This window comes from Bdellovibrionales bacterium (genome assembly GCA_019750295.1).
Classification (GTDB): Bacteria; Bdellovibrionota; Bdellovibrionia; order Bdellovibrionales; family JAGQZY01; genus JAIEOS01.
Map to the genome: position 1 here is coordinate 1 of JAIEOS010000009.1, position 26,286 is coordinate 26,286.

The following is a 26,286-nucleotide window of genomic DNA, read 5'->3' on the forward strand; positions in this document are numbered from 1 at the left end:
ATGATCTGAGTTCGATTTGGTTTTTTCTGCGAGCGGCGAGGGATCACCGATCCTTTGCTGAGGCTCTCACTCAGGACAGTGCCGAGGCCGTTAAAAAAATACGTCGGGGAGTGAACCGGGGGGATCCCAACAGTGGGCAACCCGCGCACGCGGAGGCCGAATCCATCACCGCATTTAATAACATTGGAAGCTGTATGAATGGTGGGGACTTGGTCAGTCATGTGGACTTTCTCGAGTCCGCGCTCGGTTTAGATTATGGGGTAAGTATATGATGAAGATCCTCTGGAATTCCATGTCCGCAGTTTTCGCGGCCCTAGCTTTTGTGGCCGTAACTTTGGCGGCGGTCGCTTCGACGGCGCTGCTTTATCCCAAGCATTATCTTCCAATCACCGATCAGGTGCGCCGGAGCTGCTCAGAGTCCTCAGAGTGCTTTGTGTCTCAGAGCAAAAATGCGTCTCGCTATCGGATTCTTTTTAAAGAGGAAAAGGCCAAGGGCGCCGTTTACATTCAAGAAGTTGTGATCAAGTCCGAGACTGGAGGCGGCGACGAGACTTATAAACTGCCTACAGAGAAGGCGATTTTTAAGAATGAGGCCGTTCCGTTGTTTGTCGTTGACGTCAATAAAGACGGCTACAACGACTTGGCTCTTCATTCCGGGGACAGTGCCTCCCGCGGAATGGTTTACTACTACTGGATTTATAATCCGAAGAGTAAAAAATTTGTATTTTCCACCGAAATGGCGCCGGCCCTCCAGGGCTTCGACAACAAGAGAATTTCCGCGCTCACCGCGAAGGAAAACTACGTGATTAATAATGACTATCAGTTGGTCGAAAAGCGATAGAATCTGACTAATACCCCGCACTAGCGTTTGTGGCGGGGAGCGAAAAATGCCATATTGGGAATCATTAAACTTTCATTAATGGAGGCCCAATGTCCACACCTCAAAGTCCTATCGAGACAACTGCCGAGCTGGTTAAAAAAACCTATGCGACGACGCGCAAAAATATCGAAGTTGTCCGAAAGCGACTCAATCGCCCGATGACATTGGCCGAAAAAATCGTTTACGGGCATTTAGAAAATCCCGAAAAGCAAGAGCTAGAAAGAGGCCGTAGCTTTTTGATGTTGCGACCGGATCGCGTGGCGATGCAGGACGCGACGGCGCAAATGGCTCTATTGCAATTTATGTTGGCGGGAAAAGACGAAGCCGCCGTTCCTTCGACGGTCCATTGCGATCACTTGATTCTCGCCCATCGCGGTGCGAGCGCTGATGTGAAGCAATCTCAACTGGAAAACAATGAAGTTTATAATTTCTTGGCGAGCTGCTCGAGCCGTTACAATATTGGATTTTGGAAACCGGATGCGGGAATTATTCACCAAGTGATTCTAGAAAATTACGCTTATCCCGGTGGTTTAATGATTGGTACGGATTCTCACACGCCAAATGCCGGTGGGTTGGGAATGGTGGCCGTGGGCGTAGGGGGTTCCGATGCCTCCGACGTGATGGCGGGTCTCGCTTGGGAAGTGAAGAACCCTCGTCTCATCGGGGTTCACCTGAAAGGGAAACTTTCCGGATGGACGTCTTCAAAAGATGTGATTTTAAAACTTTTAGGAATTCTCACCGTCAAAGGTGGAACGGATAAGATTGTCGAATACTTTGGAGAAGGCACACGCTCCATTAGCTGTACCGGAAAAGCGACGATCACCAACATGGGAGCCGAGCTCGGTGCCACATGTTCTGTTTTCCCTTACGACGATCGCATGGAGACCTATCTCAACGTGACCAATCGCAAGGAATTGGCGGCTCTCGCGAATGCGAACAAAGATATTCTTGCGGCCGATGATGACGTGATTCAAAATCCGCAAAAGTACTTTGATCAAGTGATCGAAATTGATTTGGACAAATTAGAGCCCCACCTTGTCGGCCCTCACACTCCGGATCTCGCTCATAGCATCAGCGAGATGAAGGAGCAGGCGAAGAAGAACAATTGGCCAACGACACTTTCGGCAGCCCTCATCGGCTCGTGCACAAATTCTTCCTATGAAGACATCGGCCGAGCCGCCTTTGTAGCACGGCAAGCGATTGAGGCCGGAATTAAAATGCCACAGTCTTTCTTTGTCTCTCCCGGGTCAAAACAAATTAAAAATACCATCGAGCGCGATGGTCAGATGGAGACTTTAAACGAAGCCGGAGCCACTTTACTTTCGAATTCGTGTGGCCCTTGTATCGGTCAGTGGAAACGGGACGATATCAAAAAGAACGAAGTGAATACCATCGTCACTAGTTTTAACCGCAATTTTAGAGGCCGTAACGATTCTAATCAAGAGACGCTTTCCTTTATCGGAAGTCCAGAGATGGTGATGGCGTTGGGTCTTGCCGGTCGTTTGGATTTTAACCCCGACACCGATACCATTCAGGCCAACGGAAAAGAAATTAAGTTGAAAGCTCCAGAAGCTCCTGAATATCCCAGCAAGGGATTTGTTGCGGATCCTGAAGGGTATCAAAAGCCTCAAGGCAAAGACGCCAAAGTGCAAGTGGCCGACGGATCTCAGCGGCTTCAGCTGCTCGAGCCTTTTGCCAAGTGGGATGGGAAAGATATCGAGAATCTGCTGGTCCTCGCGAAGGCCAAAGGTAAGTGCACGACGGATCACATCAGTCCTGCCGGCCCTTGGTTACGTTTCCGTGGGCACTTGGATAACATCTCGGACAATATGCTTTTGACCGCCACCAACGCTTTTACGGGCGAGTCGGGCAAAGGAAAAAATATTCTCACCGGTGAAACTCAAGAGTTCGCAAAACTCGGCCGCTCTTACAAGCAGGCGGGACGCGGATGGGTTATCGTGGGAGACGACAACTACGGTGAGGGCTCCAGTCGTGAGCACGCCGCGATGTCTCCACGACATCTTGGTGCTCGTGCCGTGATCGTGAAAAGCTTTGCCCGCATTCACGAGACCAATCTTAAAAAGCAAGGTGTGCTCGCCCTGACGTTTGCTCAGCCCGCAGATTACGATAAAATTCAAGAGGAGGACGTTCTCGCTATTCGTGGTGTGAGTACCATCACCCCTGGAGTCTCCCTCACTTTGGAGTTGAAGCACAAAGACGGGACAAAAGAGAATATCGAGCTGAAGCACTCTTACAACGAAGAGCAGATCAAGTGGTTCAAGGCGGGCTCGGCTCTCAATTTGCTTCGTGAGCAGGCAAAGTCGAAGGCCTAGTTTTCGCTCGCATCTCATCATAGATTTTTTAACACAATAGAGGAGTGACAGTATCGTCGGAAACGACGATACTTGAGCTTAGGGTTCAAACTTCGTTCAAGGAGGAAATTAATGAAGTTATTTCTACTCGTTTTCGGTATTATTTTAGGATCTCACGCGCAGGCCGCCGACGGAAGCTCTGGCTGTGGGCCAGGTTGGTTTCTTTTTAAAGAAAACTCACTGGTGTCTTCGGCTCTCCGTGCCACCACCAACTCATTTTTGTTCCCCGTAACGACGATCGGTATGACGGTAGGAACTTCGAATTGCACTCAGCATAAATTGGTCCTTAAAGAGCAAGAGAGTCTCCACTTTGTGGCGATGAACCATTACGAACTTAAAAATGCGATCGTAAAAGGTCACGGCGAATATCTTTCTGCATTTGCTTCGACGATGGGTTGCCCGATGACGGCTCAAGGAAAATTAAACCAGAGTTTGCGTTCGAGCTATCAGAACATCTATCCTTCCAACGGAGCCAAGCCGGAAGGAATTCTTCTCGAAGTGTATAAAACGATTCTTTCTGATCCTGAGTTAACTCAGCAGTGCTCTCTTTCTCAAACCGCTTAATTATTCTAAGCTTCAGCGCTCTCGTTGGCGTCTTGTCGACCCCAGCGAGAGCCTCGGATCTTCAAAATCTGAGTCGAGATCCACAATGGTTAGCGGTTTATCAGTACGTGCCATACGGGAATGGTTATAAAAGTGAAGTTGAGTCGGATCGCTTCTTTTTTTCGCCCGACGGAAGCGTCAACCCTCATCGAGAGATGCAAGCCGCCATTATTGCGTATCAAGATTCCACGAAAACTTATGGCACATTAAAACTTCCTGCGGCTTGCACGTATCCGGTGCGCTTACAAATTCTCGAGAGCCTTCTTCAAAAAAAATTTCCTAAAGTCCCTTGTCCTGATCTCGATCAATGGATCTCCCGAGTCAATGCCGATCAGGTGAGTCTCATGTATGTCGGAGCGTATTCCGGCAATGCAGCCTCAATCCTTGGTCATACATTTTTAAGATTTTCAAATTCCCTGCGTGAGAAATCCGGCCGGGAGGGAATTGATCTTCTTACCTATGCCGTGGGCTTTACGGCGCACGCCGGACCCGAAGATGGTCGCCTGACCTACATGCTTAAAGGACTGACCGGGGGCTATCCTGGCTTTTATGATATCGAGCCCTATTATATGAAGGTCGGAATCTATAACAATTCGGAGAGCCGAGACTTGTGGGAGGTGCGACTCAACTACTCCCGTGAGGAAACGGAGCTCTTGTTAAAGCTGGTTTGGGAATATACTTTTAATTCGCAAATCCGTTATTATTTTATCGGAAAGAATTGTTCCTTTCGTTTACTGAAACTCCTCGATATCGTTCGTCCTCACGGCGCACTGAGCGCGTCCTTTCAAGGAATTGTTCTTCCGGCGGAAACTGTTCGCGAATTGGAATATAAAAAGCAAACGCAGGAGAGGCTCGAATTTCGCTCCTCCATTCTCCGACGATTGCGTTTAAAGCGTAAGTTGCTCTCCGGGAAACAAAGAGAAGAGTTCGATCGCTCCACAAACTCGTTAGAAGTGACAAGACGTATTTCTGATCCCACACTGGCCGATGCGCTCCTAGATTACTGGCTTTACGAAACCTATTCGGTTCAGACCCATTTGCCTCCGGAGAAGCAAGTGATCGTTGATGCGCTTCATGCCCGGGCGGCGACGCTTCCGGGGCGGACCCGATTTGAAAAAACCAACAGTGAAATTCGCCAGGACGAAAATCTCGCGCCCCCTTTTCGAGGTCATAAATCTCATTGGATGGAGATCGAGGCGGGAAGTTCCGACGAAAATGCGCTGATCGGTATCAGTGCGCGAGCGGGAGTTCATCCGTACTGGTCGAATGATCGAGGTTACAACGAAATTTCGGCGGTGGAATATCTGGGCTTTGATTATCAAAAAAGAATGACGGAGTCCGATCGTTGGAACTTTCAATTCATCAAAGTTCAAAACTTTGAAGATTTTTTTGATTATGAAAATAAAGCGTCGTGGTCATTTGATGTTCGGATCACCAATCAGTGCTTGATCTGCGCGACGGATCGGCCCCAGTTTCAACTGTCGGGATCCTATGGGCTCAGTCATCGCTATTCTCGCTTTGCTCTTTCTTTACTCCCCGATGTGAAGGCCGTGGCCTGGGAGAGTGAGCAGGGTGTTAGAGGTGTGCTTGCGCCGGGTTTAAAGGCTTACTTTAAATGGGATTTAAATCGATGGATCATTTACGCCGAGTGGACCCATCACTGGTGGGAAAAACGAACCGCTGATGAATTCGACATTCGATTCGGATATACACCCCAGAAAGATTTAAGCTTCTACCTGAAGCATCAGAAAGACACGGTCATGGGAAGTGTGGTGAGGTACTTCTAGTTTATTTATTGAGTGTTTTTAGTTTCTGTTGCACGACTGCAAGATTGTGCTGAGCCGCTTTGGAGTCGGGATGTTTTTGGATCGCGAGACTGAGCGACTGTTCGGCTTTTTTAAGATCTCCAGCCGCATAATAGATATTGCCCAGCCCGATGAGGGCGCCGAGACTGTCGGGCCAGCGTTTAAGAATCGTGGTGTAAGCGATCTTCGCTTCTGCGATATTTCCAAGGCTTTCGAGCTGTGCCGCCGACGACACATGCTCGAATTCGTCGGCGCTTTCGGAGATTTGATGGGGCGGGAAGATGACAAGGCCCCAGTAATCAGCCAATCGCCAAGCTTCGTCAAACATATTGAGATCTTCTTTGTAGTTCGCATCTGATCCCGAGTGAATATAAACGCGTCGATTTTTTAAATCATAGCCCACAACGACCGCATAGTGCCACTGAGGGTACCAGCTCAGGCCGACGTTCTGAAACACGATCACAGGATGGTCGGAGTTGATTTCGCGAAACAAACTCTCGTAGCCGCGAATCTTTACGGCCATAAGACCCCGACGTCGAGCTGCGGCGATCATGTTGGATTTGAGAGCGCCTTCGTTTTCTTCCGAGTAAACCTGACCGAGCAGTTCTCCGACGGAAATGGGTTTTCCGTAATAATGAAAAACCATAGCTAACGTCGCGGGTCCGCACTGAGCGGCTTCTTGCTCGACAAAAGGCACATCGACAATCACTTTCGATGTTTTTCCGTCCGGAGGATTTTTGAGAATCTGGGCTACGTTTTTGCTGGTGGTTGAACAACCACCAACCATAAGTGCGATGAGGATAATAAAAACTTTAGATCTCACGATACCCTTAAATACGTTTTACCAAGAAAATAATCAATACCACGAGCAATACGACTATTAAAATACCGCCGACATCGCCACCATACTGGGCCTGGTCGATTTCAGAAGACAACTGTCGCAGCTCACTCTCACTTAAGCTTGCCACACGTTGGGAGGCTTCGTCGACAGAAACTCCACTGGCGGCCAGCTGATGGCGAACCTCGTCTTTTTGAAGAAATTGTGTCACTTTTTGAGCCATTTGCTCGCGCGTCTGTTCCGTGACCCATTCGGTGGTACTTATCATTGGCGAGGACACCTCGATCGCTCGGTCAGCCGCCACTAACTGAGGCACGCGTGTGAGCATCACGATGAGGACCATAAGTACTGTTGTTTTAAGTCGTTGAAGGATGTGCATGTTTATTCTCCCTGTGTTTTAGCTTTTATAGCTACTCGAGAGATCTGCAAAGTTCATGCAGAGGTTTAAGCGATGATAGAGGATTCAAAGGACAGAGAGGTGTGGAGAATTGCCTCAATGAGGAAAAGCGGGGCGCCGCCACTTGAAGCCCGTCACCGAGCACCATAGCTGACTTTAGAGATCCTTCGCTTCGCTCAGGATGACGACCAGGCAGGGTGACGACCGGGGGGGTTAAGCTTTGAAGTTGAAGAATTCAAAATCGGTTTGGCGATTGCCGTTGCCGGTCTCAAAAAGCGTGATGTGCGGATTTGTAAAGTCTCGGTGATAAAGCGAGTTGATGGAGATGTTGGGCATGATCAATTGATCCGCGAGCTCTTGGGATTTTTCGTCGGTGGACGAGAAAACGCAGGCGCTGTCAGCGTAGTAGGTGGTATTGGCAAACTTGATGGCTTCCGCCGAATTTTTAAATCGTGTGAGGGTGAGAACCGGTCCGATCGTTTCTTTTTGCTGCCAGGGAGAGCAGTTGTTGAAATCCAAGTGGAAGGCGGTCTCTAATCCAGGGCTCGAAAGTTGAGACCACTGAGGACTTTCTTTTTTGAGCGTTTGAAACTGTTCGGCGTAATTGGCGCTGAATTCACCCGTAGTGAAAGACGGATTTTCCGCAATCACTTCCGGGAGCAGGCTTTGGACGAGCTCTCGAAATGTCGCATAATTTTTCTCTTGGACAAACCAGCGGTTCCAGCGCATCTCCGCACGATAGGTGTAGTTCAATGATTCTTTTAAAAGATCTTTGAGGTCGGTCGTTGGAGCATCATAAAGAAAGATCAGAGGATTTCGACTTCCAAAATTTGTTTTATAAAGTTTGTTCTCTTCGCGTAAGTATTTTTTAAGCCTCGAAGTTTCCGTCAGTGGGCCTTCGACATGGACGGCGCGCACCGAGGGGTGAGTGTAGATCACCTCTAAGAGATCCTCATCTTTGACCGCAAGGACTTTGAGAGAGTCTTCGGCAAAGCCGGCTTGGTAGGCCAAATCTCGCAAAGCCTCATAGGCCTGGTGATCTCCATAATGGTGGAGGAGGACCGTATTGCCTATAGCGAGCGCCGAGAGCACGGTTTCGCAAAATCGTAAGAGCGGCGAGGAGAAGCTTCCAAAAACAACCACAGGGCCGACGGGTAAAGTCTTATCCTCGCTCAAAACTTTTTTGAGAATCGAGATCGCGTATTCCGCCTCGTCCCACTCTAAATCAAAATTTTCGGAGCCTAAGGATTGATCATAGTGAAGACTCAATGGATCGTGATGGTCCGTTAAGAGGCGCTCGAAGTTTTCGAGAGTGGCGATTCTTTGAGCTGCGGGGATCTTTTTGGATTCGGGAGAAAACTTTCCGATCTTTTGTAGACTTGCGATCACCGCTGAGAAATCGAGCTCCATTATTGCTCCACCTTAAATGTATTTTCGTAGAAACTTTTTCCATCGGGTCCGATAAACTGAGCTTTGAAATTCAGTTTCTTGTGAGGAGCTTTTGTGTCGACCACTGGCTCGAGCATCATAAAGTGATAGATGCCATCTCGCCCAAATAGGGAGCGGGTATGCGGTCCCGACTTTGCGAGTGAACCGGGGAAGACCTTGGCATGAAGGCCACTGGAGGTGAGTTCGTAAGTCTCATATCCCAAAGTCGCTTTTGGAATGCGCATGACTTCGGCCAGGTGACGGTCCCCCGACAAAAACGCCACCGTTTTTTTAGAGGATTTAATTTTTTCTAAGAAAGTTTTAAAAGATCGGGGGTGGTCTCCCTCGTACGACTCAAACTCGTGGTACCCGCCAAAAAACTGATCCCCACTAATGAGCCAAAAGGGGCCTTTTTCGCGTTTGAGAATGTTGTAAAACCACTCTTCCTGATCTCGACCGAAATGGGTTTCCTCCGGATGGCCTTTCTCTGATCGGAACAGGCGATCATCAAAGAAAACAAAAAACTGATCTCCGTATTTGGCCAATGCGGAAGCGCCGGGGCCTGACTCCAAAATCACTTTGTTTTTCGACTGCGGAAAAAAAGTTTTAAATATTTTTAAGGACTGTCCACGATAGGCAAAATTCCGGTTGCTATTGTTACCTCCGTAATCGTGATCGTCCCAAGCCGCCAGCGTAGGGATGAGAACTTTAAATTGATACAACTCTAAAGCTTGTCGCGTTTCCAGGTAACGTTGGAAGATCAATTGATCAGTAATGGGAGGAAGGGGGTCTTTTCCCTTGCGAGCGTCGACGTAAACATTATCTCCAATCAGTAACAGGAGATCCGGTTTTTGTTGGGCGACAAGATTCCACTGACTTTTTTGGATATCTGTCATTCGATCACTCGTACATGAGATCACCGCCATGCGAGGTCGCTGGGCCTTGCTCTCTAGAGCCTTAAAGAAACGGTAATCCACCAGGTTTTGGTTTTTATCGATCACATCGAGACGATAGATTGGGCCCAGCTCAAGCTCTTTCACATTGAGAACCACCACCTTATGTGCTGCCGATAAAGAGTCGTGATGGGTGATTTCGTAGGAGGGCGGTGTTTTTTGAGGTGTGCTCACTTTAAATTCGTAGGTCGTGTCGGCCGGAAGCACGATACTGATTTGAGTGCTGGTGTCGTCGGTGGCGCCTTGGAGAATGGACAGGGGTTGGGCCATGGGGATCGATTGATTGTTCGACAAGAGCTCAACGGCGTCTTTGTAAGGCATGGAGCGGGGAGCGGTCGTGCAGGAAATTAGCGCGAATGAGAATAATATAAGCCCGATGCGGATCATAGTGGGTCCTCTTTTATTTCTTGATTTTAAGTTCCTTCATCAAGAAATGAAAGCTTTCTTGCACGGCGGGAGACCAACTGCGGCCTTTAACAAAAGCCACGCTAATTTTGTTTTTGAGATCTTTGGGATTCTTCGACGGGAAAATGTAAATTTCTTTTCCTTCGAGTTTTAATTTTTCCACTTGGTGACCAGGGAGAACGCCGACGCCCATGTTGGAGGTGATCAGTTTTGCAATCCCCAAAGCATCTGCCACCTCGGCGCGAATTTTTAAATCGGGATTGTTCACTTTGTAATGGTGACCGAGCCAGCGCGAAGCCAGCGGAGAATCATGATCATAATCGAGGTAGTCTAAGCTTTCGAAGTATTTCCGTGAAGTGCCTTCGCCTTTGCTCTTAATGTAGTCCTTCGAACAGCACATCATCAGTGTTTCGTCATAGACGTATTCGGTTTCGATCTGGCGATCCATTGTATACTCGTCGACAAAAGCAAAATCGACTTCGCCCTTGAGCAGGCGTTGATTAAAATTGGTCGCAAAATCAAAAAAGATTCGAAAGCGAAGCTGGGGGTGCAGAGCGCCCAATCGCGAGATGTGCGGAATAATAACGTTAAGACCAAACACGACGGGGATACCGATTTGAACCTCTCCCATGAGCGCGTTCTCTTTGTTTGTGAGAGCGACCAATATCTCCTCAAGTTTTTGTAAATGCGGAGATAACTGTTGGTAGAAACGTTTGCCCTCCTCTGTGGGAATGAGCTTTTGTTTGATCCGGTCGAAGAGTTTGACCTTAAGAGTGTCTTCGAGAGATTTAATGTGCTGGCTAATACCGGACTGGGTGAGATGAAGCTCGCTGGCCGCTTGGGTCATACTTCGGGTGCGATAGACGGCCTCGAAGATGCGCAAGTAGTTCATATTGATTTGATCCAACAGCATACGATTCTAATCCTTGCGAAAGTGCATAAGTTTACGTCAGTTAGACCTTAATCCAGTTCGCTGTCAAACAAAAGTTTTAACAAATACAATAACTTATGGAAACTGTTTCAAAATCGGGCAGGTAAATTGTCCTCGATTTCTTCGCTTTTTTTAACTCTTTGGTCAAACTCGACGAAAGATTAGGGGTCGGAGGTTTTAGTATGAAGATTTTGAATTCAGCGGTGGTGGTTGCAGGGCTTTCTTTGGCTCTCGGTGCATGTAGCGGAAAGAATTTCGACCTCGCATTAGATGCGAATGGATTCACTCAGACGAGCAAATCTTCAAGCGTTCCTATAGATATTTTATGGGTGGTCGACAATTCGGGCTCCATGGAAACTTCGCAGAACATGGTGGCCAACAATATCGCCTCCTTTATTAATAAGTTTCGCACCACCAACTTTGATTATCAAATCGCTGTGACCACCTCCGAAGCGTATCGATCCATCGCTCCTTTTAATCAAGCGGCGTCTTGGTCCCTTTTTAGAGACGGTACAGATGCGACAAGCCACACAGGTGTCTTCCTGATTAATCCTCAGACTCCCAATCTCGAAACTGTGTTTCAAATCAATGTCAGACAGGGGATCGCGGGCAGTGGGGATGAGCGTACGTTTGATAGTATGGTGGCCGCACTTTCTAACCCCACCAATTTGGCCAGTTTCCCTCGTCCCGGAGCTTTCCTTGCTGTGATTTTCCTCACGGACGAAGAGGACTTCTCACATTCCGGAACCGCGAACATTCAGCAATTGCCCGATGGATCAAATAACGTGATCACTGATCCACGTTTAACCCCTATCTCCTCGTACTTGAGCTTTTTAGATGGTTTAACCAATAGCACAGAAACGCAAAAGAACTATGTCGTGAACACCATCGCGATCTTTGATGATGCTTGCCGTAATCAATTGGCCACAACTTTCACCGGTCGTCGTGTAGCTGCACGTCACGGACAACTGACCGATGCCACTGGCGGTGTTAAAGCAAGTCTTTGCGACGACTTTAGCGGGATCATGTCGAGTTTAACAGATACGATCCTTGAGCTCTCGAGTAAATTCACGTTAAGTCGTGAGCCGAATCCGAGCACCATTGAGATCTTAGTGAACGGAGTCCTCGTGCCTTCGAGCCACTGGGTGTATAACGCGACTGAGAATTCGATTTACTTCGTCGCCGAGCATATTCCACCGGCATCTTCGAGCATCAATGTTCGCTTCTTGCCACTAGGTGTGAAGGACTAATCGCGCGAGTTAAAAATAATAGACCGCTAATCCAAGGAATGAATAGCCCTCACTTTTAAGATGAAGAGGGCTATTTCTATTGACGGCGTCTCTCATAAGATAAATGTTTGCTGAAGCGGAGAATGTGACAGGCATTAGGTAATCGTAGCTGTACTGTAAACCCACGATATACTCCATGATCCCCATTTTGGCGTTGTAGGCCGGCCGATCAGGTGTCGCGTACTTCGCATCGACCTGATAGAAATAGGATTGATACCTTGCCGACGCAAAGTCGAACTCTAAACGAGTTCCCAGCTTTCCGTATTTTGCGCCAAAATTATATTCCGTGCGCAGACTGGGAGCAAAAGTCCATTGAAGATAATCAAAATCACTTTTAAAGTCGGTCGCCACAATAAAACGGATAGGTAATCTGAGGTAAATATTAAAGGTGCTCGAACGCAAAAAGTAAAGCTGCAGTTCGGGTCCGAGCTGTAAGATCAGATCGAGGTTAGGCATTCCATTCCGCACGGGGATATCTTGGGCCGAGGTGGGAAGTAGAAATGAAAAGCTCACCGAAAATTTGATTCGTCTCTCGTTAACCAAATGCGCACGGGCTCCATCCTGGCGATCGACAGTGATATACTTACTATGAAATGCAGGCATCACCAAATAGCGCATGCGTCCTTGAGCGGCTCCGGGGTAGTCGGTGATCCAACCGGTGCCTGCAGCAAGCCCCCATTGCGATTGGTGCTCTTGAATGTCTGTGATGTCCACCGGGGCAGAGTCGGCATCTGCAAAAGCAGAGAGGGGAAAGAGGCATAGACTAATGATTAAAGTTAATATTTTTAAATCATTCACATTTAAAACCAGAGCGCATCAGTCGGTCGGTAATGTTGGTTTTAACTTTTTCGCAATAGGTGGTTCCGGAGGAGGACTCGGCGACAATCTGTTGCGAACCGTATTTAGTGTAGAGCAACGAGCACGTGTTCGCCGTGGGATTTTTGATCTCTAAGAGTCTGTGGTCTTTAGCCAGCGCGCAGCTGGTGGAGGGACCGGTCGGTACGGGAAGGGGTGAGGCCAGGACTTCTGCGCCATCCGTATTTAATCCCTGAGAGGTACAGCCGCTCAAAAAGATCACCGCGATCGAAGCTAGAAATCTCAGGAGTCTCATAAATTTACCTTTTTATCCTTCGGCAGAGATTTAATATTAATATCCAAATTTCCAGAGGGAAGATTAATCTGTTTTTCTTTAAAAACTCGGTCGATTTCAAACCGTAAGTCCGAAAGAATCATGTCACTAAACCATAATTCATCGAGCCATACCGCAAGACCAAACTCTAGTTTGGTGTCGGCGAAATTTTTAAAGATGACGCTCGGAGGGGGAGTTTTTAGAACCTGTGTGTTGCGTGCGGCAATTTCGATGAGGGTTTGCTTTACAAATTGAAGGTCATTGGACGAAGAGACATTAATGCTAATTATGTAGCGTGTTTTATTTCCGGTAAAAGACTGATTGATGACGGGCTTAGTGATGAATTCCGAGTTTGGAACAACGATGACCACATCGTTTTGAGTGAGAACCAGGGTGGAGCGGGCGCGAATATCGAGAACTCGACCGAGGTTGCCGCCCACATCGACGATGTCCCCGCGTTTGATGGGTCTTTCCGTCAGCAAGATAATTCCCGAAATAAAGTTCTGCGTGATGTTCTGAAGACCGAAACCGATACCCACCCCAAGAACCGCTCCAAAAGTTTCGAGACTTCGAAGATTAATTCCCATGTAAGCCATGGTGATGAGCACACCCATCGTGAAGACCCCGTAGCGGGTGAAGCGCTCGATGGCCTCCTTCATCCCCGGATCGATGTCTTTTCTTGCCAATGTGCGGTGGATGGCGCCCTCGATGGCGATGGAGAGGAAGTAAAAAAACCAAATCGCAAAACTCACCAAGACAATTTTGCCTAAGGTGATCGGTGTCTGCCCCAGATTGAATAATACAGTGGAGTTTAAATTATTCAGAGAGACAAAAAGCCGGGGAAAAAATTCATCCATTGAATATCATCCTTAGTGGAGGGCCAAAACTTTTGAAGGAGCTCGGTACCCTCTAATGATAAAGCGGATTAAATTCTTGGTAAATTTTCTTTTGCTTGACGCACTGTCTTAGGCGTGAGAGCAAAGGGGCGAATGTTAAAGAAGATTCTTAGGATTCCATTACTTCTACGAGCCATGATCATCGGTCCCGCGGTCGGGCTATGGACTCTCTTCTGCTCAGTGATCTGCGTGGCCATGGTTTCCGTGGGGCTTCCTCAACGCATCTACATGACCTGGATCAGTGCTTTGTGGGCGAGAATGGCTCTCTGGATGAGCTTTGTGCGCGTGGAAATTTCGGGAGAGGAGCATATTCCCGACAAACGCGGTTTCTTGTTCGTTTTTAATCACACCAGCCACTACGACATTCTGGTTTTATTTGCTCATTCTCCGCGCTACTTTTTCTTTGGCGCGAAAAGTGAGCTCTTCTCAATTCCGCTCTTTGGAGCCGCGATGAAGAGCGTTGGTATTTTACCCATCGAAAGAAAAAATCGCGAGAAGGTGATGGCGATCTACCGAGAGGCCGAAGCACGGGTGGCCAAAGGCGATTCATTTGCCCTCGCACCGGAAGGCACGCGGCAACCGGGACATGGAACTCTGGGCGAATTTAAAACAGGCCCATTTTATTTTGCGATCAATGCGAAAATGCCAATAGTGCCGGTGATCATGCGGGGCTGTGAAGAGATCATGCCCAAAAAATCACTTTGGATTAATCCGAAACATTTCATATTAACTGTAAAATTGCAATTCTTGGAGCCCATCGAAACGACGGGCATGACGGAAGATCACGTCAACGAACTCAAGCAGCGCGTTCGAGAAAAAATGATGCAAGCGCTGCAATCTCCAACATTCAATTATTGATCGACGGTCGGTGACGAGCTCTGAGGCGGCACGGGTGTGGCTTCGGAGCTGGTTCCTGTGCATGCTAACATTCGCGAATTGACTCTCGGAAGATGATACTGCGCCATTTGCGCCGCCGAGAGAGGTTGCCCATTCTGTCCGCTGGCAGGTGGTGAAGTTAACATTCGCTTTTCCTCGCCGCAAACGCCAGGGGAGACCCCATTGCACGAATAGCACAGTGACGTGGGATTGGCCGCTAAGTTAAAAACAGGATCGCGTTTTGAGCAGGAGGCCGCCGTGTTGTCTCCGGGACGATTCACGCACATGGCCGGGTCGCATTGGTTTTCAAGTTGAGTTCCAAGGCGGTATTGCGGGCTCATGTGGAGCGTGCGGACCGCGGGCGCTGCGACGGTACCGCCGGTGTGAGACGTGTAAGTGATGGACTTTCCCGCCTTGTGGTCGAGATCAATGGTCGCGCGGATAAAAGGTCTTGCGTAGTTGATTCGATGAGTGGCTCGTTGTCCTAACGGAGGATTTGGATTGTTCGAAGCACCCACTTCGATAACGGGTTTTTTTCCCGTGGAATCCATCGCTAAGCGAAAGGCTCCGCGCACGACGCGTTGACTCGGGTTCACAAATTCGATGGGGAAGGTCATCCCTGTAAACTCTCTCTTGCAGACCGTATTGGCGTTCCCAATGTCGGGACGGAAGTGAATACAAAACAATTTGCGTCGCTCATCGAAATAAGCATGAGTGTGATTCCCAATCATGATCCCGCCATTGCTCGTACGGATATGAGAGTTGGGAAAGCTATTGTCATCCCACGAGGCGCCGGGGAGAGACAGTCGTTGTTTGGGGGGGTCGCATTGAATTTTTTTGTTAAAATCGGCGAGAATTCCCCGCCCATTGGGATCCACTAACGCAATCATATTTGTTCCGCCAGTGCATCTTTTGAGTTTGTCTTGAATGTCGGGACTGCTGAGATCAATTGTTCGAGTGACCGTACGCATCGGCCCCTGGGCCAGAGCCGGGTTTTTTTCTCTAAAATTGAGAGTGAGAACTGTAGTACCACTGCAATCGGAAATGGTTGGATCTTGTTGACGAATCTGTTCGCAGGTCGATCCCGCAGCGATATGGCGAGATTCGACGCGTGTTCGAACTTGTCCATTTTCGGTCACGTTTCGCGTAATCTGAAAGTGGTTCGGAGGTGTGCCGTTGGGCCCAGGTGATGGGCATCCGTAGGTCCAATCAATGTTGTCCTCAGGACTGTTTGTTCGATAGCTGATCACCGTCGAATTGAAATTCACAGCGTCGATGTGCGAGGGCTGACCGAGTTCGCCCACAGGCAAAAAGCTCACTTCTGCGGTCGCGGGGGAAACAACAAATAAAAATAGGGTCCAGATTAGGTTTTTCATACTCTTTACATCGGGATTTCCAGACTTTTTTTATATGAGACGAAAGACCGTAAATGGCTCCGGAACTATGGGAAAATCTCGCCACGTCCCCGACGTTTTTCGAGGAAAAAAATGCGCTAGCTCTTCCTCTGGGATTCATTGTGGAATGATGTTGAAAAGGGGACAGCCCCATTCAGTTTTGTTAACCTTATTCTAATGCGAATTCTCCATCTCAGTAAGTACTACCATCCCTTCCGCGGCGGGATCGAAAAAGTCATCAAAGAACTTTCGGAAGCCTCAATTGCTCTAGGTCACGAGGTGACGGTGATTTGCTCCAGTCAGGATTACTCACGGCATGAGGAAACGATCAACGGAGTGCATGTCATTCGTTGGCCGCGTTTATTTAGTCTATTTTCACAGCCGGTGACACCCACCATTTTTACCGAACTCAAAAACTTTGTCGACAAGTATGACGTGATTCAGCTGCATACGCCAAATCCGTTAATGGAATTTGCGCTTTTAAAGCTCGAACTCAAAAAGCCTTTAATCGTCACGTACCACTGTGAAGTTTTACGAAAAACTCCTCTCAATGGCTTTTACGAAAAAGTCGCACAAGACGTCTTAAAGCGAGCCGAAACTGTGGTTGTTGCGACTCAGGAACACGTGAAATATTCGAAATTTTTAAATGCTGTTTCCGAAAAATGCGTGACAATTCCATTTGGAATTCAGGAGCGGTGGAGTCAGCGTTCGTTAGAGATGAATGATCGACTTAAAGACATTAAATCAAAGTACCCCCGTTATTTTTTATTCATCGGGCGGATGGTCACCTATAAAGGCGTCAATATCCTTCTCGAGGCGATGAAGAGCGTCGATGCTCAGTTACTTTTGATTGGTAAGGGTCCAAGGCTTAAGCAATGGAAAAAATTAAAAGAAGATTTTAAGTTAGAGAATCGGGTGACCTTTTTGGATCAGGTCGAAGCGGATCTCGATTTTGCGGCTTATATTTACGGGGCCGATGCGCTCGTACTCCCATCGATCAACGAAGCCGAAGCTTTTGGTTTAGTTTTATTAGAGGCCATGTCGTGTGGAAAACCGGTCATCACTACCGATTTAAAATCAGGAGTGCGTTTTGTGAATCAAAGTGGGGTTACCGGTCTTTCCGTACCTCCGAGTGATGCTCGCGCCCTGGCGCAGGCGATGAACACGATGCACTCAAACAACGACCTCCGACTAAAAATGGGAGAGAATGCTCGAAAGCATTTTGAAGCGCATTTCACCTTAGATCAGTTTGTGAACTCCTACATGCGGCTTTATCAGGACCTCGGCTCCAAACAAAATGTCGCTTAAGTCGTCTGTAAACGTTCCATTTTAATGCAAGATAAAAACTGTGACTTTTTCTTTGTCTCAATTTGAGAATGGGGGACGTTTTTTTTAAGAAATTCAGCACTTCTGTCGATAAGTCCTGAGAGGAAACTATGCGCCCAGTGATGGAATTTCAACAGGCAATCGAACAATTTCTTGAAGACGTTTTTACTCGTCTTAAAAAACATGACGTAGAAACCTACGAGCACTGCCATCGTGTGGGTGAGATGACTTTCAAACTCGCTCAGGCCTTGTCACTTTCCAAAGAAGATCAGTCGATCGCGTATTATGCGGGGGCGCTTCATGATATTGGGAAACTTTTAATTCCCGAAGAAATCATTAATAAGCCTGGAAAACTCACCAATGAAGAGTATGACGTCGTAAAAAAACATGCGCAGTATGGAGTTGATTTATTAGAACCACTTCAGCATCTTCCATTTTTTAAAAAGGTGAGAGAAGCGGTCCTTTATCATCATGAGCGGATCGATGGGAAAGGGTATTACAATTTAACCGAACAGCAAATTCCTGTGGCTTCAAAACTGATTCTGATTTGCGACACTGTCGATGCAATGACTCAGGACCGCGCCTATCGAAAAGGTCTTCCGCTGTCCGTCGCTTGCGACGAACTCATTCGCTGTTCAGGCACTCAATTCGACGCCCACATGGTCGACGTCTTCTTGGAAGCCGTCATTCCCGACGCTCTCCCCAAAGCCGCCTAAAACGGCGAAACTTTACAATTTGCTCGGTGTCACTAGTTTAAGGTGGGACTTTTCAAGGGTCACAGTGATGGATTTCGAGAGGGTGTTTCCTTTTTGATCGAGGAATTCGATTTCGAAGGCATTGTTGCCTTGATAGCAGTGCACCACTACGCCGCGGTCGCCGGCTTTTAGGTTTTCTTCGGGAAGGTTTTTCGTCAGTTCGACGCGATCTTGAGATTTTGGCATCTTAAAACCGCATTTTTATTTCAGAGATGAGGGGGAGTATATCTTTAGTCTCTGGCACTTTGTGAATCGATAATAGATCCTTCACGTAGTCCGGAGAACCCAGTCCCATAATTATAGAGTCGATCTGCTGAAAACTTAAATAGATCTGCGTGACTTTATTTGAAAGCTTTTTACTTTCCACAAACTCAGGGCTCTTACCATCAAGATAAAATGAAATCTGGTTGGTGCGAAGATTAGAGATGCTCTCAAGGCTCTCTGTCACTAGGCGTGTGACTAAATTGATTTTTTGTAAATAGCGATTTCTCCAGATATCCCAGTGAGGATCAAAGGGGAGGTAGGAGAGCTGTTCGATTGTTTTTGGACGCAATTGCTTTTGGACATAATTGGTCCACTTCCACAAATCACAAATGCTCTCCAAATGATCTCTTAAAAAGTGACCCCAGTTTAAATTAGGATAAACCGAGAGTTTACTCATCATTTCTTTTTCCATCTCCACAAGCTCTAAAAGATTCTGGTGGAGTTTACCCTTGATTGTCGCTTCGTCGCGCTCAGGGAAAGTGATGAAGTGATGAAGTTTATCGCGATGATGGCTCGTTAGAGGTCGGCACGTGACCGTTCCTAAATCTAACTTTTCGGCGATTTCGAAAACGCTTTGTCCTTTTTGGTTCTTTTCCGAGTGAGCAAAGGTTTCAAACAGGTTAAATGGAATTTGTACGCCCGCGAAGTGGTGATTGCTGCGAATCGCCTGCGCGATATTATAGACGTCCTGCAGATTGATGTGGTCCGTAGCAATGTCTTTCTTGAGTAATGCACTTGAGGCGATTCCGTAATACTTAATGCGTCCTTTGACCACTTCCACTTCCAAATGCTCGAAGGCTTTTTTAAGGGCTCTCATCATGTCTTCTTTGGACTTTGTCTGGGTAAGAATTAATTCCGGGCTTTGAATGTAGACGATATCGATATATTCCAAGTTGAGTCGGCGGAGAGAAGAGGTGATCTGGAATTCAATGTAGTCGGGAGAAATACAGTGCCCGAGATACTCGTTCACTTTTAAAAGATTCGGGAAGGGGTGGCCCAGTTTATCTCGTTTGAGAGCGTCGTTGAGAGCGCGCCCTTGCAGAGAACCAATTTTTGTGGAGATCACAATTTGATCTCTTTCGATTTCGTTGGTGGAAATCTTCTCTTGAATCACTTCCCCAATGAGAAGTTCCGAGGCGCCGTCGCCGTAGCTTCCGCTGGAATCGATAAAATTAATTCCATGGGATAGGGCCACTCGAAGAGACTCCTTGTACATTTCGTTTTCTGGCGTTAATCGCAAGCTTCCGAAGCAGATTGGTGAAACTTGATATTCCGTGCGTCCTAAGCGGCGGTACGGAAAGTTTGAAAGTTTCTCGAGAGGATTCTTTTTGAGTTTAGCTATTCCCATGACTTATCTATCGGTCATCAGAATAAAAAAGTTCACGAAAAGTGGGCCAGGAAAAAGAAATTCGCGGGCTTAAAAAATCCTTAAGCCTAATTGTGTAAGAATTCGACGAAGGGCGAGCAGCGGAAGTCCTGTTATGGCCGTAAAATCCTGAGTTGTTATGGAATCAAAGAGAGCTATACCTAGACCTTCGACCTTATAACTACCGGCACAATCCACCGGATTTTCGAGATCGACATAACTGGAGACCTCTTCGGCACTCAGTGGGCGCATGGAAAGCGAGGTTGTGTCAACGTGAGTGAACCATTGCTCATCTTTATGAACCGCCATCGCGGTCACTAAAGTGTGAGTTTTGCCTTGCATCGCTGTCAGTTGGCGAATGGCTTTATCTTTAGTTCCAGGTTTATTGAGCGGCTCGTTCTCCAAAAAAGCCATTTGGTCGCAACCGATTGTGATGCCGCCGAGATTCGTTTTTAATAAGCTTTCCGCTTTTTTTCGAGCGAGATACAGAGGGAGATCCAATGGCGAAACCAAGGCGGTTTGCTTAAGGAGTTCCTCGTCCACCAGTGGAGCCGCATGAGAATATTTTAGGCGCAAACGATCTAAAAGCTGGCGGCGATATTTGGATTCGCTGGCCAATAAGATTTTCATGGGCGGCTCTGAGGAAAAAGATTCTGTAAGTGCGACATCATTGCCGAAAATTCCATGGTGGTTTGGGTCCCGCTGGAAAAATCTTTAAATTCATAGCGGAGAGGATTTTCGTTAAAAACCACGACGGCTCCCAGGCAGTTCTCACGATCTAATTTTTTAAAACGCTTCGACAAATTGCCAGAGTAGGGCATGAGTGTAGGAATGCGAAGATCGCGAAGTTTTTGCGCAACGACCAACGCCGGAGTTTCGGCGGTCTCATCAAAAGGAACGACTCCGATCACCGCATTTTTCTCGTCCACCGGTTTCATCATCAGAGCCAGGCGATCTAAGCCTGCGGCCCAGCCTACGCCGGGTGTATGAGCGCCCCCCATCATTTTGATCAGGCCGTCGTAGCGCCCCCCCGATAGCACTGCGTTTTGTGCTCCGAGATCGGTGGTCGTGAACTCAAAGACAGTGTGGCAGTAATAATCAAGTCCGCGAACCAATTTCTCGTTGATCTTGTAGGGAATCTGGAGTGCGTCCAGGGATTCCCGCACCTTGCCAAAAAACTCTTTCGATTCCGCATTGAGATGTTCAGAGAACTTCGGGGCCTTTGCAATCAGATCTTGATCTTGCTCGGCTTTCGAATCGAGAATTCGTAGGGGATTTTTATCAATGCGTTGAATGCTGTCGGGCGAAAGTAGAGTTTGGCAAGATTTAAAATACTGAGTGAGCGTATCGCGATAGCCCTTACGACTTTCAGTATCACCGAGCGTGTTGAGTTCCAATGTGACATTTTCGCTTAAGCCCAGTTTTTTAAGTATGGCCCATCCCAGGGCGATCACTTCCGCATCGGCCACCGGAGAGGCTACGCCGAGCAATTCCACTCCCATTTGATAGAACTGACGATAGCGGCCTTTTTGCGGTCTCTCATGGCGAAACATGGGGCCCTGGTAAAAAAACTTGAGCGGTGTTTCTCGCAACATTCCGTTGGAGATCGCGGCCCGCGCGATTCCCGCCGTTCCTTCGGGGCGTAAGGTTAAAAAGTCGCCGCCTTTATCCTCGAAAGTGTACATCTCTTTCGTCACGATATCGCTCGTGTCTCCTAAGGTGCGCTTGAAAACATCTGTGGATTCAAAGATAGGCGTTTCGAAATTTTCAAAGCCGTAATGTTCCGCCACTTGGCGGGATTGCTCAACGATATGGAGCATACTTTTTAATTCTGGCCCGTAAAGATCACGAGTTCCGCGAACGGGCTGTAACTGACCAGACATTTTTACTCCAGAGTCGTATGAATTTTTGAGGTGTCTTCGTTGTCGTCGAGAACATCGAGAAGTTCGTAAACTTCTTTCTTTTGCTCTTCGGTCAGGGAAGTTTTGTTTTTGGCCACGTAGGACAATTCCGCCGTTTTGATTTCCCAACCGCGAGCCATTAAAGCTTTTTGCAACTGATCGAGATCCTCGGGTGCTCCATAAAATGAGCAGGAGCCATCGGCGTTTTTAACGACATCGTTGGCGCCCACTTCGATGGCCTCTTCGTCCGCATCAAATTCGCCTTTGCTATACGTGCCTTCGACCAGCCCCACACGATCAAACATCCAAGCCACGCTGCCTTGTTCGCCCATCATGCCGCCATTTTTTTTAAAGATAAAACGAATGTCGGGGGCGGTGCGCACGCGGTTGTCGGTTTGACATTCAACAATGATACCCACTTGATGGGGTCCAAAGCCTTCGTAGGTGACTTCTTCGATGACGCTTTTGTCATCGAGTTGGCCCGAACCTTTTTTGATGGCTCGTTCAATAGTGTCTTTAGGGCACGACTGCTCTTTGGCCGCGTCAATCGCTAAACGCAGTCGTGGATTGGTTCCAGGGTCAGGACCGCCAAGCTTTGTGGCGACGGAAATCTCCTTCGCCAGTTTAGAAATGATTGCACCTTTTTTGTTCGCTGATTCGACCTTGTGTGGATTTTTCCAACTTTTACCCATGATAAACCTCTTGTCAGTCCTCTAAAGCTATCTCTATTTGTCTATGGCAGCAAGTCAGTCCTACAGTTGACAACTTGCGACCAGAGACGGGAATCGCGGAGCCGGCTCCGCGATTTTAGAAAGTCTTTGAATGCTATTTCTTTTTTGCAGGCTTTGCCGCTTTTGTTTTTTCTTCGGGGGCAGCCGCAGGGGCTGCGGGTTCGTGGTAGGTGTACTTAGCCACAGTATCAAAGTCTTTGAATTTTCCGTCGACATTTATTTTAGGAGTTGTTCGGCCTTCCCACACCATGACTTTGCGAGACGTCTTGTCGATGGAGATAAAAATAGGATCGACCAACGAGCGATAAAGCATATTGGTGGGAGCCATACGTACAACCAAAAGCTTTCCGTCTTCTTTTTCGAAAGAGAATTTAAAACCGACAGTTTCCTGGCGGTACCACACGGCGTATTTGAATTTAACGTCTTCTTTTTTTGCAAGTTTGTCGTAATTCGCGAGAAGAAATGGGAAGAGCGTGGGGCCGACCAATGTGTCTGGAGATAAAGGCTCTTTTTTGTCGGCCTTTTGTTTGTTTCCGTCAAAATACTTAAAGACGACTTTCTTGTCGGCGATTTCGATGGTGCCTTTTTCGTTCGTCTGCTTGCGATCGATGTCGTAACGAACTAACGTTCCTTCCGTGGCTGTGGCTTTTTCTTCCACCGCGATGGAGCCGTCGAGATTTTTATAAGTGGCCTCGAAATTCATCGAATTGACGGTGAGTTCGCGTTTTCCTTCGTAAGACATTTTCTTTTCTTTGCCATCCAGGGTGAAGAGCTCTGCAGAAAAAACTTCGGCGGCGAAGGCTGAAGTGAGCGGCAAGAGAGCGATCAATAGGCAAGTCGTAAATCGTTGAGTCATAAAACACCTCCGTTATGAGTAAAAGCTACAAAGGTTTGCCGAATTTGGCATTAAGTTTCTTGAGACACAGCGTTTCTGCATATATACATAGCTTCATATGTCCGTGAGACTTTCTAAAATTATGGCAGACCGAGGCATTTGTTCCCGTCGAGAGGCGGATGAGTGCATCTCCCGAGGCTGGGTGATGGTGGACGGAAACGTCATTGATGAGCTGGGTTATAAGATCAACGGGGATGAGAACATTACCCTCACTCGGCAAGGCCAAGAGTGGTTGCAAGAAAAAATCACCGTGATGATTTATAAACCGGTCGGGTACGTGTCAGGACAAGCGGAAGACGGCTACCAGCCGGCCACAGTTTTATTAACTCCGGATCGCTTCATCCACAACCCTGGGGATCCTCCAGAACTCACTCGTCGTCAACTTCTCACATTAGCGCCCGCAGGCCGACTCGATATTGATTCGCGGGGATTGTTAATTCTTACTCAGGATGGAAAGTTAGCTCGAGCGATCATTTCTGCCGAATCCACAGTGGACAAGGAATACATCGTGGGTGTGGAAGGCGAGATCACCGAGGAGAAGCTGGAACGCCTCCGTTACGGACTGTCGATCGATGGACAAAAATTAAAGCCGGCGATCATCGAGAAAACGAAACAGCAGGAACTTCGGTTTATTCTCCAAGAAGGAAAAAAACGCCAGATCCGCAAAATGTGCGAAATGGTAGATCTACATGTGGTGACTCTTTTAAGAACTCGCGTGGGTCCGTTAAAGCTGGGTACGCTGAAGCCGGGCGAGTGGAGACATTTGTCATCCCACGAAGCTCTCAGTCTGCAAAAATACGAGGCCCGAGCTTTCGAAGAAAAAAAACCGCGCCCGAAATCTGTCAAAAAATTCTATCGCCGCTAAAAGGATCGGCGTACCTTTTACGGGTCGCGGGTGGTGAGGATCACTCCGCCGTCCACGGGAACCAGGGCGCCGGTCATCCACGAAGCCTCCTCGCTGCAGGTGAAATAAATGGCCTGCGCGATATCGTCGGGTTGCCCAATTCGTCCAAGGGGCTGTAACTTTTGAAGCTGTTGAAAAAGTGCGACATGCTCGGGCTTCGAACTTTGGTGATAAGAATGAATGGGAGTATCGACCAGGCCTGGGCAAATGGCGTTGACACGAACTCCGTCAACGGCGCCCTCGAGGGCCAAAGTCTGAGTCCAATTGTTCAGCGCGGCCTTCAATGCAGAGTAGGCTCCGGTGTTGGGAATGGGGCGCAGGCCAAGAGTCGAAGAGACGTTGGTCACGCAACCTTTATTCGATTGAAGTTGGGGCCATAACAGGCGAGTGAGCCGTACCGGTCCCATCAAATTGGTTTCGAAATGAGTGGCCCAGTTTCCGTCGTTCTCTTCGGCAAAAAGGGCCGGAGAAAAAAATCCCGCGTTGTTGACCAGAGCGCTGATGTTGACCTTGAGCTCTTCAAGCTTGAGTTTGAGTGCCGGGATGTGGGCGCTTTGGCTTTGATCAAAAACCACTACGACCGCGTGAGGTCCTAAGCGTTTCCGAACCGCTTCTAATTTGTCGCGATTGCGGCCGGCAAGATAGACTTTCCAACCTTTTCTATAAAAAATTTCGGCGGTCGCCGCACCGATGCCTGAGCCCGCACCGGTAATGAATACTTCTTTCACAATAGACCTCGCGTTTGCGTTTCACTGATGAGGCGATGAAATATCGCGGACTCTTCATAATTTTTAATAACGTGCTCCCGAGCTAATTTTGCTTTATGCCGTCGCTCTTCGGGGTGGGTGATTAAGTAATTCAGTGTATTGGCCAGCTCGAAAGTCCCTTGGGGAGGGACGAGCCAACCATAGGTTCCATTTTCTAAAATATCGGGCACCCCGCCGGATTGGGTGGCGACGACAGAAGTTCCGCTCGCCATAGCTTCGATGACGACGAAGCCGAAAGCTTCCTTGTACGAATTAAGAACAAAAATATCAAAGTTGGCGAGAATATTGGGAATGTCCTCTCTAAAGCCCGTGAAGATCACCCGACCTTTTAACTTTAAGTCTTTGACGGTTTTATGAAGTTCATTCAAGTACTCATCGCCGTTATGAACCGTAGAGTCGCCAACGAGGATAAGTCTTTTACTTTCCGTGTGCACATTCGCAAACGCCTCGATCAATTCTTTTTGACCCTTAAAGGGATCTAGTCTGCCCACGCATCCGATAATCACTTCGTCCTCGCCAATTCCAAATTCTTTACGAAACTGGGAATTGCGCAAACTCGGATTAAATTTTTGGCTATCGACGGAATTGGGGATGTTGATGGTTTTTTCTGCAGGATAGGGAACACATTTTAAAAACGCAGTCCCTTGCGAGGGTGTCAGCGTAATTAACAGATCCATCCGTCCATACAGCCATCGATGGAGAAAATCTTTTTTATTCACCGAATCGAGCCACATCTGCGCAAAACCCACCAGTGTGGTGTTCAGTCCTACCAAGGCCGGTGACACGATCCAGAGATCTCTCAGTCGTTGGAGCAAAATCATGTCGATTTTATTTTCGATCACAAATTGACGGACATATCGAACCGTCCGCGGGGAAAAGTACTCATGGGGCGTGCGGGTTTCCACAGGAAGACCTTCGCTCAAGGTTTTTTGATGAAGGGGGCTATTTTCATAGCAAATGGAATAGCTGCGGTAGCCCTGGCTGTGGAAGCGTTTGGCCCACTGCAGATTCGCCATCTCCAGGCCGCCCCAGCCTCTGGAAAAACATAGGTTGAGGACCCCAGGAGATTGGCCTGAAAAGGAAGGTTTATGAACTGTGTCAGACGGCTGACTCATAGGGACACGCATGAATTCCTATGTTATAACCCTTCAAGTCTATAAAGTCCAAAAGAGCTTAAGGAG

At 47.8% G+C, this 26,286-nt stretch carries 27 protein-coding genes; 10 read left to right on the forward strand and 17 right to left on the reverse strand.

Annotation, left to right across the window (positions count from 1 at the left end):
• From K2Q26_02840 to K2Q26_02860, 5 genes are all read left to right on the forward strand, one after another.
• Window positions 1-272, forward strand: a 272-nt coding sequence (locus K2Q26_02840; protein MBY0314427.1) for a hypothetical protein, incomplete at its 5' end; no start/stop codon positions are given.
• Complete coding sequence (locus tag K2Q26_02845) at window positions 269-841, forward strand: FG-GAP repeat protein (GenBank protein MBY0314428.1); 573 nt, start codon at window positions 269-271, stop codon at window positions 839-841. The genes K2Q26_02840 and K2Q26_02845, both read left to right, overlap by 4 nt.
• Before the next feature lie 89 nt (window positions 842-930).
• Window positions 931-3,213, forward strand: a complete 2,283-nt coding sequence (locus tag K2Q26_02850) for an aconitate hydratase (protein ID MBY0314429.1) — start codon at window positions 931-933, stop codon at window positions 3,211-3,213.
• A gap of 111 nt (window positions 3,214-3,324) precedes the next feature.
• Complete coding sequence (locus K2Q26_02855; GenBank protein MBY0314430.1) at window positions 3,325-3,816, forward strand: DUF3015 domain-containing protein; 492 nt, start codon at window positions 3,325-3,327, stop codon at window positions 3,814-3,816.
• Between the two features lie 32 nt (window positions 3,817-3,848).
• A complete protein-coding gene (locus tag K2Q26_02860) occupies window positions 3,849-5,642 on the forward strand; it encodes a DUF4105 domain-containing protein (GenBank protein ID MBY0314431.1) in 1,794 nt (597 codons plus the stop codon).
• A gap of 1 nt (window position 5,643) precedes the next feature.
• Here K2Q26_02860 and K2Q26_02865 read toward each other — a convergent pair whose 3' ends face one another.
• From K2Q26_02865 to K2Q26_02885, 5 genes are all read right to left on the reverse strand, one after another.
• The gene (locus K2Q26_02865; GenBank protein MBY0314432.1) at window positions 5,644-6,483 is read right to left on the reverse strand and encodes a PA2778 family cysteine peptidase; all 840 of its coding nucleotides are present in this window, start codon (window positions 6,481-6,483) and stop codon (window positions 5,644-5,646) included.
• A 7-nt stretch (window positions 6,484-6,490) separates the two neighbouring features.
• Window positions 6,491-6,877 (reverse strand): PA2779 family protein, encoded by a 387-nt coding sequence (locus tag K2Q26_02870; protein ID MBY0314433.1) that lies wholly within the window; start codon window positions 6,875-6,877, stop codon window positions 6,491-6,493.
• A 231-nt stretch (window positions 6,878-7,108) separates the two neighbouring features.
• Entirely contained in the window at window positions 7,109-8,305 is a 1,197-nt protein-coding gene (locus K2Q26_02875) for an aldehyde dehydrogenase family protein (GenBank protein ID MBY0314434.1), read from the reverse strand.
• Entirely contained in the window at window positions 8,305-9,663 is a 1,359-nt protein-coding gene (locus tag K2Q26_02880; GenBank protein MBY0314435.1) for an alkaline phosphatase family protein, read from the reverse strand. The genes K2Q26_02875 and K2Q26_02880 overlap by 1 nt, the downstream gene beginning before the upstream one ends.
• A gap of 13 nt (window positions 9,664-9,676) precedes the next feature.
• On the reverse strand, window positions 9,677-10,594 hold the full coding sequence (locus tag K2Q26_02885) for a LysR family transcriptional regulator (GenBank protein MBY0314436.1): 918 nt from the start codon (window positions 10,592-10,594) through the stop codon (window positions 9,677-9,679).
• Window positions 10,595-10,794: 200 nt separating this feature from the next.
• Here K2Q26_02885 and K2Q26_02890 point away from each other — a divergent pair, with 200 nt between their 5' ends.
• The gene (locus K2Q26_02890; GenBank protein ID MBY0314437.1) at window positions 10,795-11,862 is read left to right on the forward strand and encodes a hypothetical protein; all 1,068 of its coding nucleotides are present in this window, start codon (window positions 10,795-10,797) and stop codon (window positions 11,860-11,862) included.
• A gap of 9 nt (window positions 11,863-11,871) precedes the next feature.
• Here the strand turns inward: K2Q26_02890 and K2Q26_02895 are convergent, their stop codons facing one another.
• The 3 genes from K2Q26_02895 to K2Q26_02905 are packed head-to-tail and all read right to left on the reverse strand — an operon-like array spanning window position 11,872 to window position 13,887.
• Window positions 11,872-12,699: a MipA/OmpV family protein gene (locus tag K2Q26_02895; GenBank protein ID MBY0314438.1), complete on the reverse strand. Its 828-nt coding sequence runs from the start codon at window positions 12,697-12,699 to the stop codon at window positions 11,872-11,874.
• Window positions 12,692-13,012 (reverse strand): hypothetical protein, encoded by a 321-nt coding sequence (locus K2Q26_02900; protein MBY0314439.1) that lies wholly within the window; start codon window positions 13,010-13,012, stop codon window positions 12,692-12,694. The genes K2Q26_02895 and K2Q26_02900 overlap by 8 nt, the downstream gene beginning before the upstream one ends.
• Window positions 13,009-13,887, reverse strand: coding sequence for a mechanosensitive ion channel (locus K2Q26_02905; protein ID MBY0314440.1), 879 nt, complete (start codon window positions 13,885-13,887; stop codon window positions 13,009-13,011). The genes K2Q26_02900 and K2Q26_02905 overlap by 4 nt, the downstream gene beginning before the upstream one ends.
• 132 nt (window positions 13,888-14,019) lie before the next feature.
• On the opposite strand from K2Q26_02905, the gene K2Q26_02910 reads away from it, so the two are divergent.
• The gene (locus tag K2Q26_02910; protein MBY0314441.1) at window positions 14,020-14,784 is read left to right on the forward strand and encodes a 1-acyl-sn-glycerol-3-phosphate acyltransferase; all 765 of its coding nucleotides are present in this window, start codon (window positions 14,020-14,022) and stop codon (window positions 14,782-14,784) included.
• On the opposite strand, the gene K2Q26_02915 is transcribed toward K2Q26_02910, so the two are convergent.
• Window positions 14,778-16,178: a hypothetical protein gene (locus K2Q26_02915; protein ID MBY0314442.1), complete on the reverse strand. Its 1,401-nt coding sequence runs from the start codon at window positions 16,176-16,178 to the stop codon at window positions 14,778-14,780. The two genes, K2Q26_02910 and K2Q26_02915, sit on opposite strands and share 7 nt — an antisense overlap.
• A 138-nt stretch (window positions 16,179-16,316) precedes the next feature.
• Between K2Q26_02915 and K2Q26_02920 the strand changes: the two genes are divergently transcribed.
• Window positions 16,317-17,504, forward strand: a complete 1,188-nt coding sequence (locus K2Q26_02920; protein ID MBY0314443.1) for a glycosyltransferase — start codon at window positions 16,317-16,319, stop codon at window positions 17,502-17,504.
• A gap of 128 nt (window positions 17,505-17,632) precedes the next feature.
• A complete protein-coding gene (locus K2Q26_02925; GenBank protein MBY0314444.1) occupies window positions 17,633-18,238 on the forward strand; it encodes an HD domain-containing protein in 606 nt (201 codons plus the stop codon).
• Between the two features lie 12 nt (window positions 18,239-18,250).
• Here the strand turns inward: K2Q26_02925 and K2Q26_02930 are convergent, their stop codons facing one another.
• From K2Q26_02930 to K2Q26_02955, 6 genes are all read right to left on the reverse strand, one after another.
• Window positions 18,251-18,463 (reverse strand): DUF4926 domain-containing protein, encoded by a 213-nt coding sequence (locus K2Q26_02930; GenBank protein MBY0314445.1) that lies wholly within the window; start codon window positions 18,461-18,463, stop codon window positions 18,251-18,253.
• 1 nt (window position 18,464) lies between these two features.
• Complete coding sequence (locus K2Q26_02935) at window positions 18,465-19,889, reverse strand: aldo/keto reductase (GenBank protein ID MBY0314446.1); 1,425 nt, start codon at window positions 19,887-19,889, stop codon at window positions 18,465-18,467.
• Between the two features lie 69 nt (window positions 19,890-19,958).
• Window positions 19,959-20,537, reverse strand: coding sequence for a Maf family nucleotide pyrophosphatase (locus tag K2Q26_02940; GenBank protein ID MBY0314447.1), 579 nt, complete (start codon window positions 20,535-20,537; stop codon window positions 19,959-19,961).
• The gene (hisS, locus tag K2Q26_02945; GenBank protein ID MBY0314448.1) at window positions 20,534-21,790 is read right to left on the reverse strand and encodes a histidine--tRNA ligase; all 1,257 of its coding nucleotides are present in this window, start codon (window positions 21,788-21,790) and stop codon (window positions 20,534-20,536) included. The genes K2Q26_02940 and hisS overlap by 4 nt, the downstream gene beginning before the upstream one ends.
• 2 nt (window positions 21,791-21,792) lie before the next feature.
• Complete coding sequence (locus K2Q26_02950) at window positions 21,793-22,500, reverse strand: YebC/PmpR family DNA-binding transcriptional regulator (GenBank protein ID MBY0314449.1); 708 nt, start codon at window positions 22,498-22,500, stop codon at window positions 21,793-21,795.
• A gap of 133 nt (window positions 22,501-22,633) precedes the next feature.
• Complete coding sequence (locus K2Q26_02955) at window positions 22,634-23,395, reverse strand: hypothetical protein (GenBank protein MBY0314450.1); 762 nt, start codon at window positions 23,393-23,395, stop codon at window positions 22,634-22,636.
• Between the two features lie 97 nt (window positions 23,396-23,492).
• Between K2Q26_02955 and K2Q26_02960 the strand changes: the two genes are divergently transcribed.
• Window positions 23,493-24,299 carry an rRNA pseudouridine synthase gene (locus K2Q26_02960; protein ID MBY0314451.1) on the forward strand — a complete coding sequence of 269 codons (807 nt, stop codon included), beginning with the start codon at window positions 23,493-23,495 and terminating at the stop codon, window positions 24,297-24,299.
• Window positions 24,300-24,316: 17 nt separating this feature from the next.
• On the opposite strand, the gene K2Q26_02965 is transcribed toward K2Q26_02960, so the two are convergent.
• The gene (locus K2Q26_02965) at window positions 24,317-25,066 is read right to left on the reverse strand and encodes an SDR family oxidoreductase (protein ID MBY0314452.1); all 750 of its coding nucleotides are present in this window, start codon (window positions 25,064-25,066) and stop codon (window positions 24,317-24,319) included.
• Window positions 25,063-26,220 carry a glycosyltransferase family 4 protein gene (locus K2Q26_02970; GenBank protein ID MBY0314453.1) on the reverse strand — a complete coding sequence of 386 codons (1,158 nt, stop codon included), beginning with the start codon at window positions 26,218-26,220 and terminating at the stop codon, window positions 25,063-25,065. The genes K2Q26_02965 and K2Q26_02970 overlap by 4 nt, the downstream gene beginning before the upstream one ends.
• Window positions 26,221-26,286 lie beyond the last annotated feature (66 nt).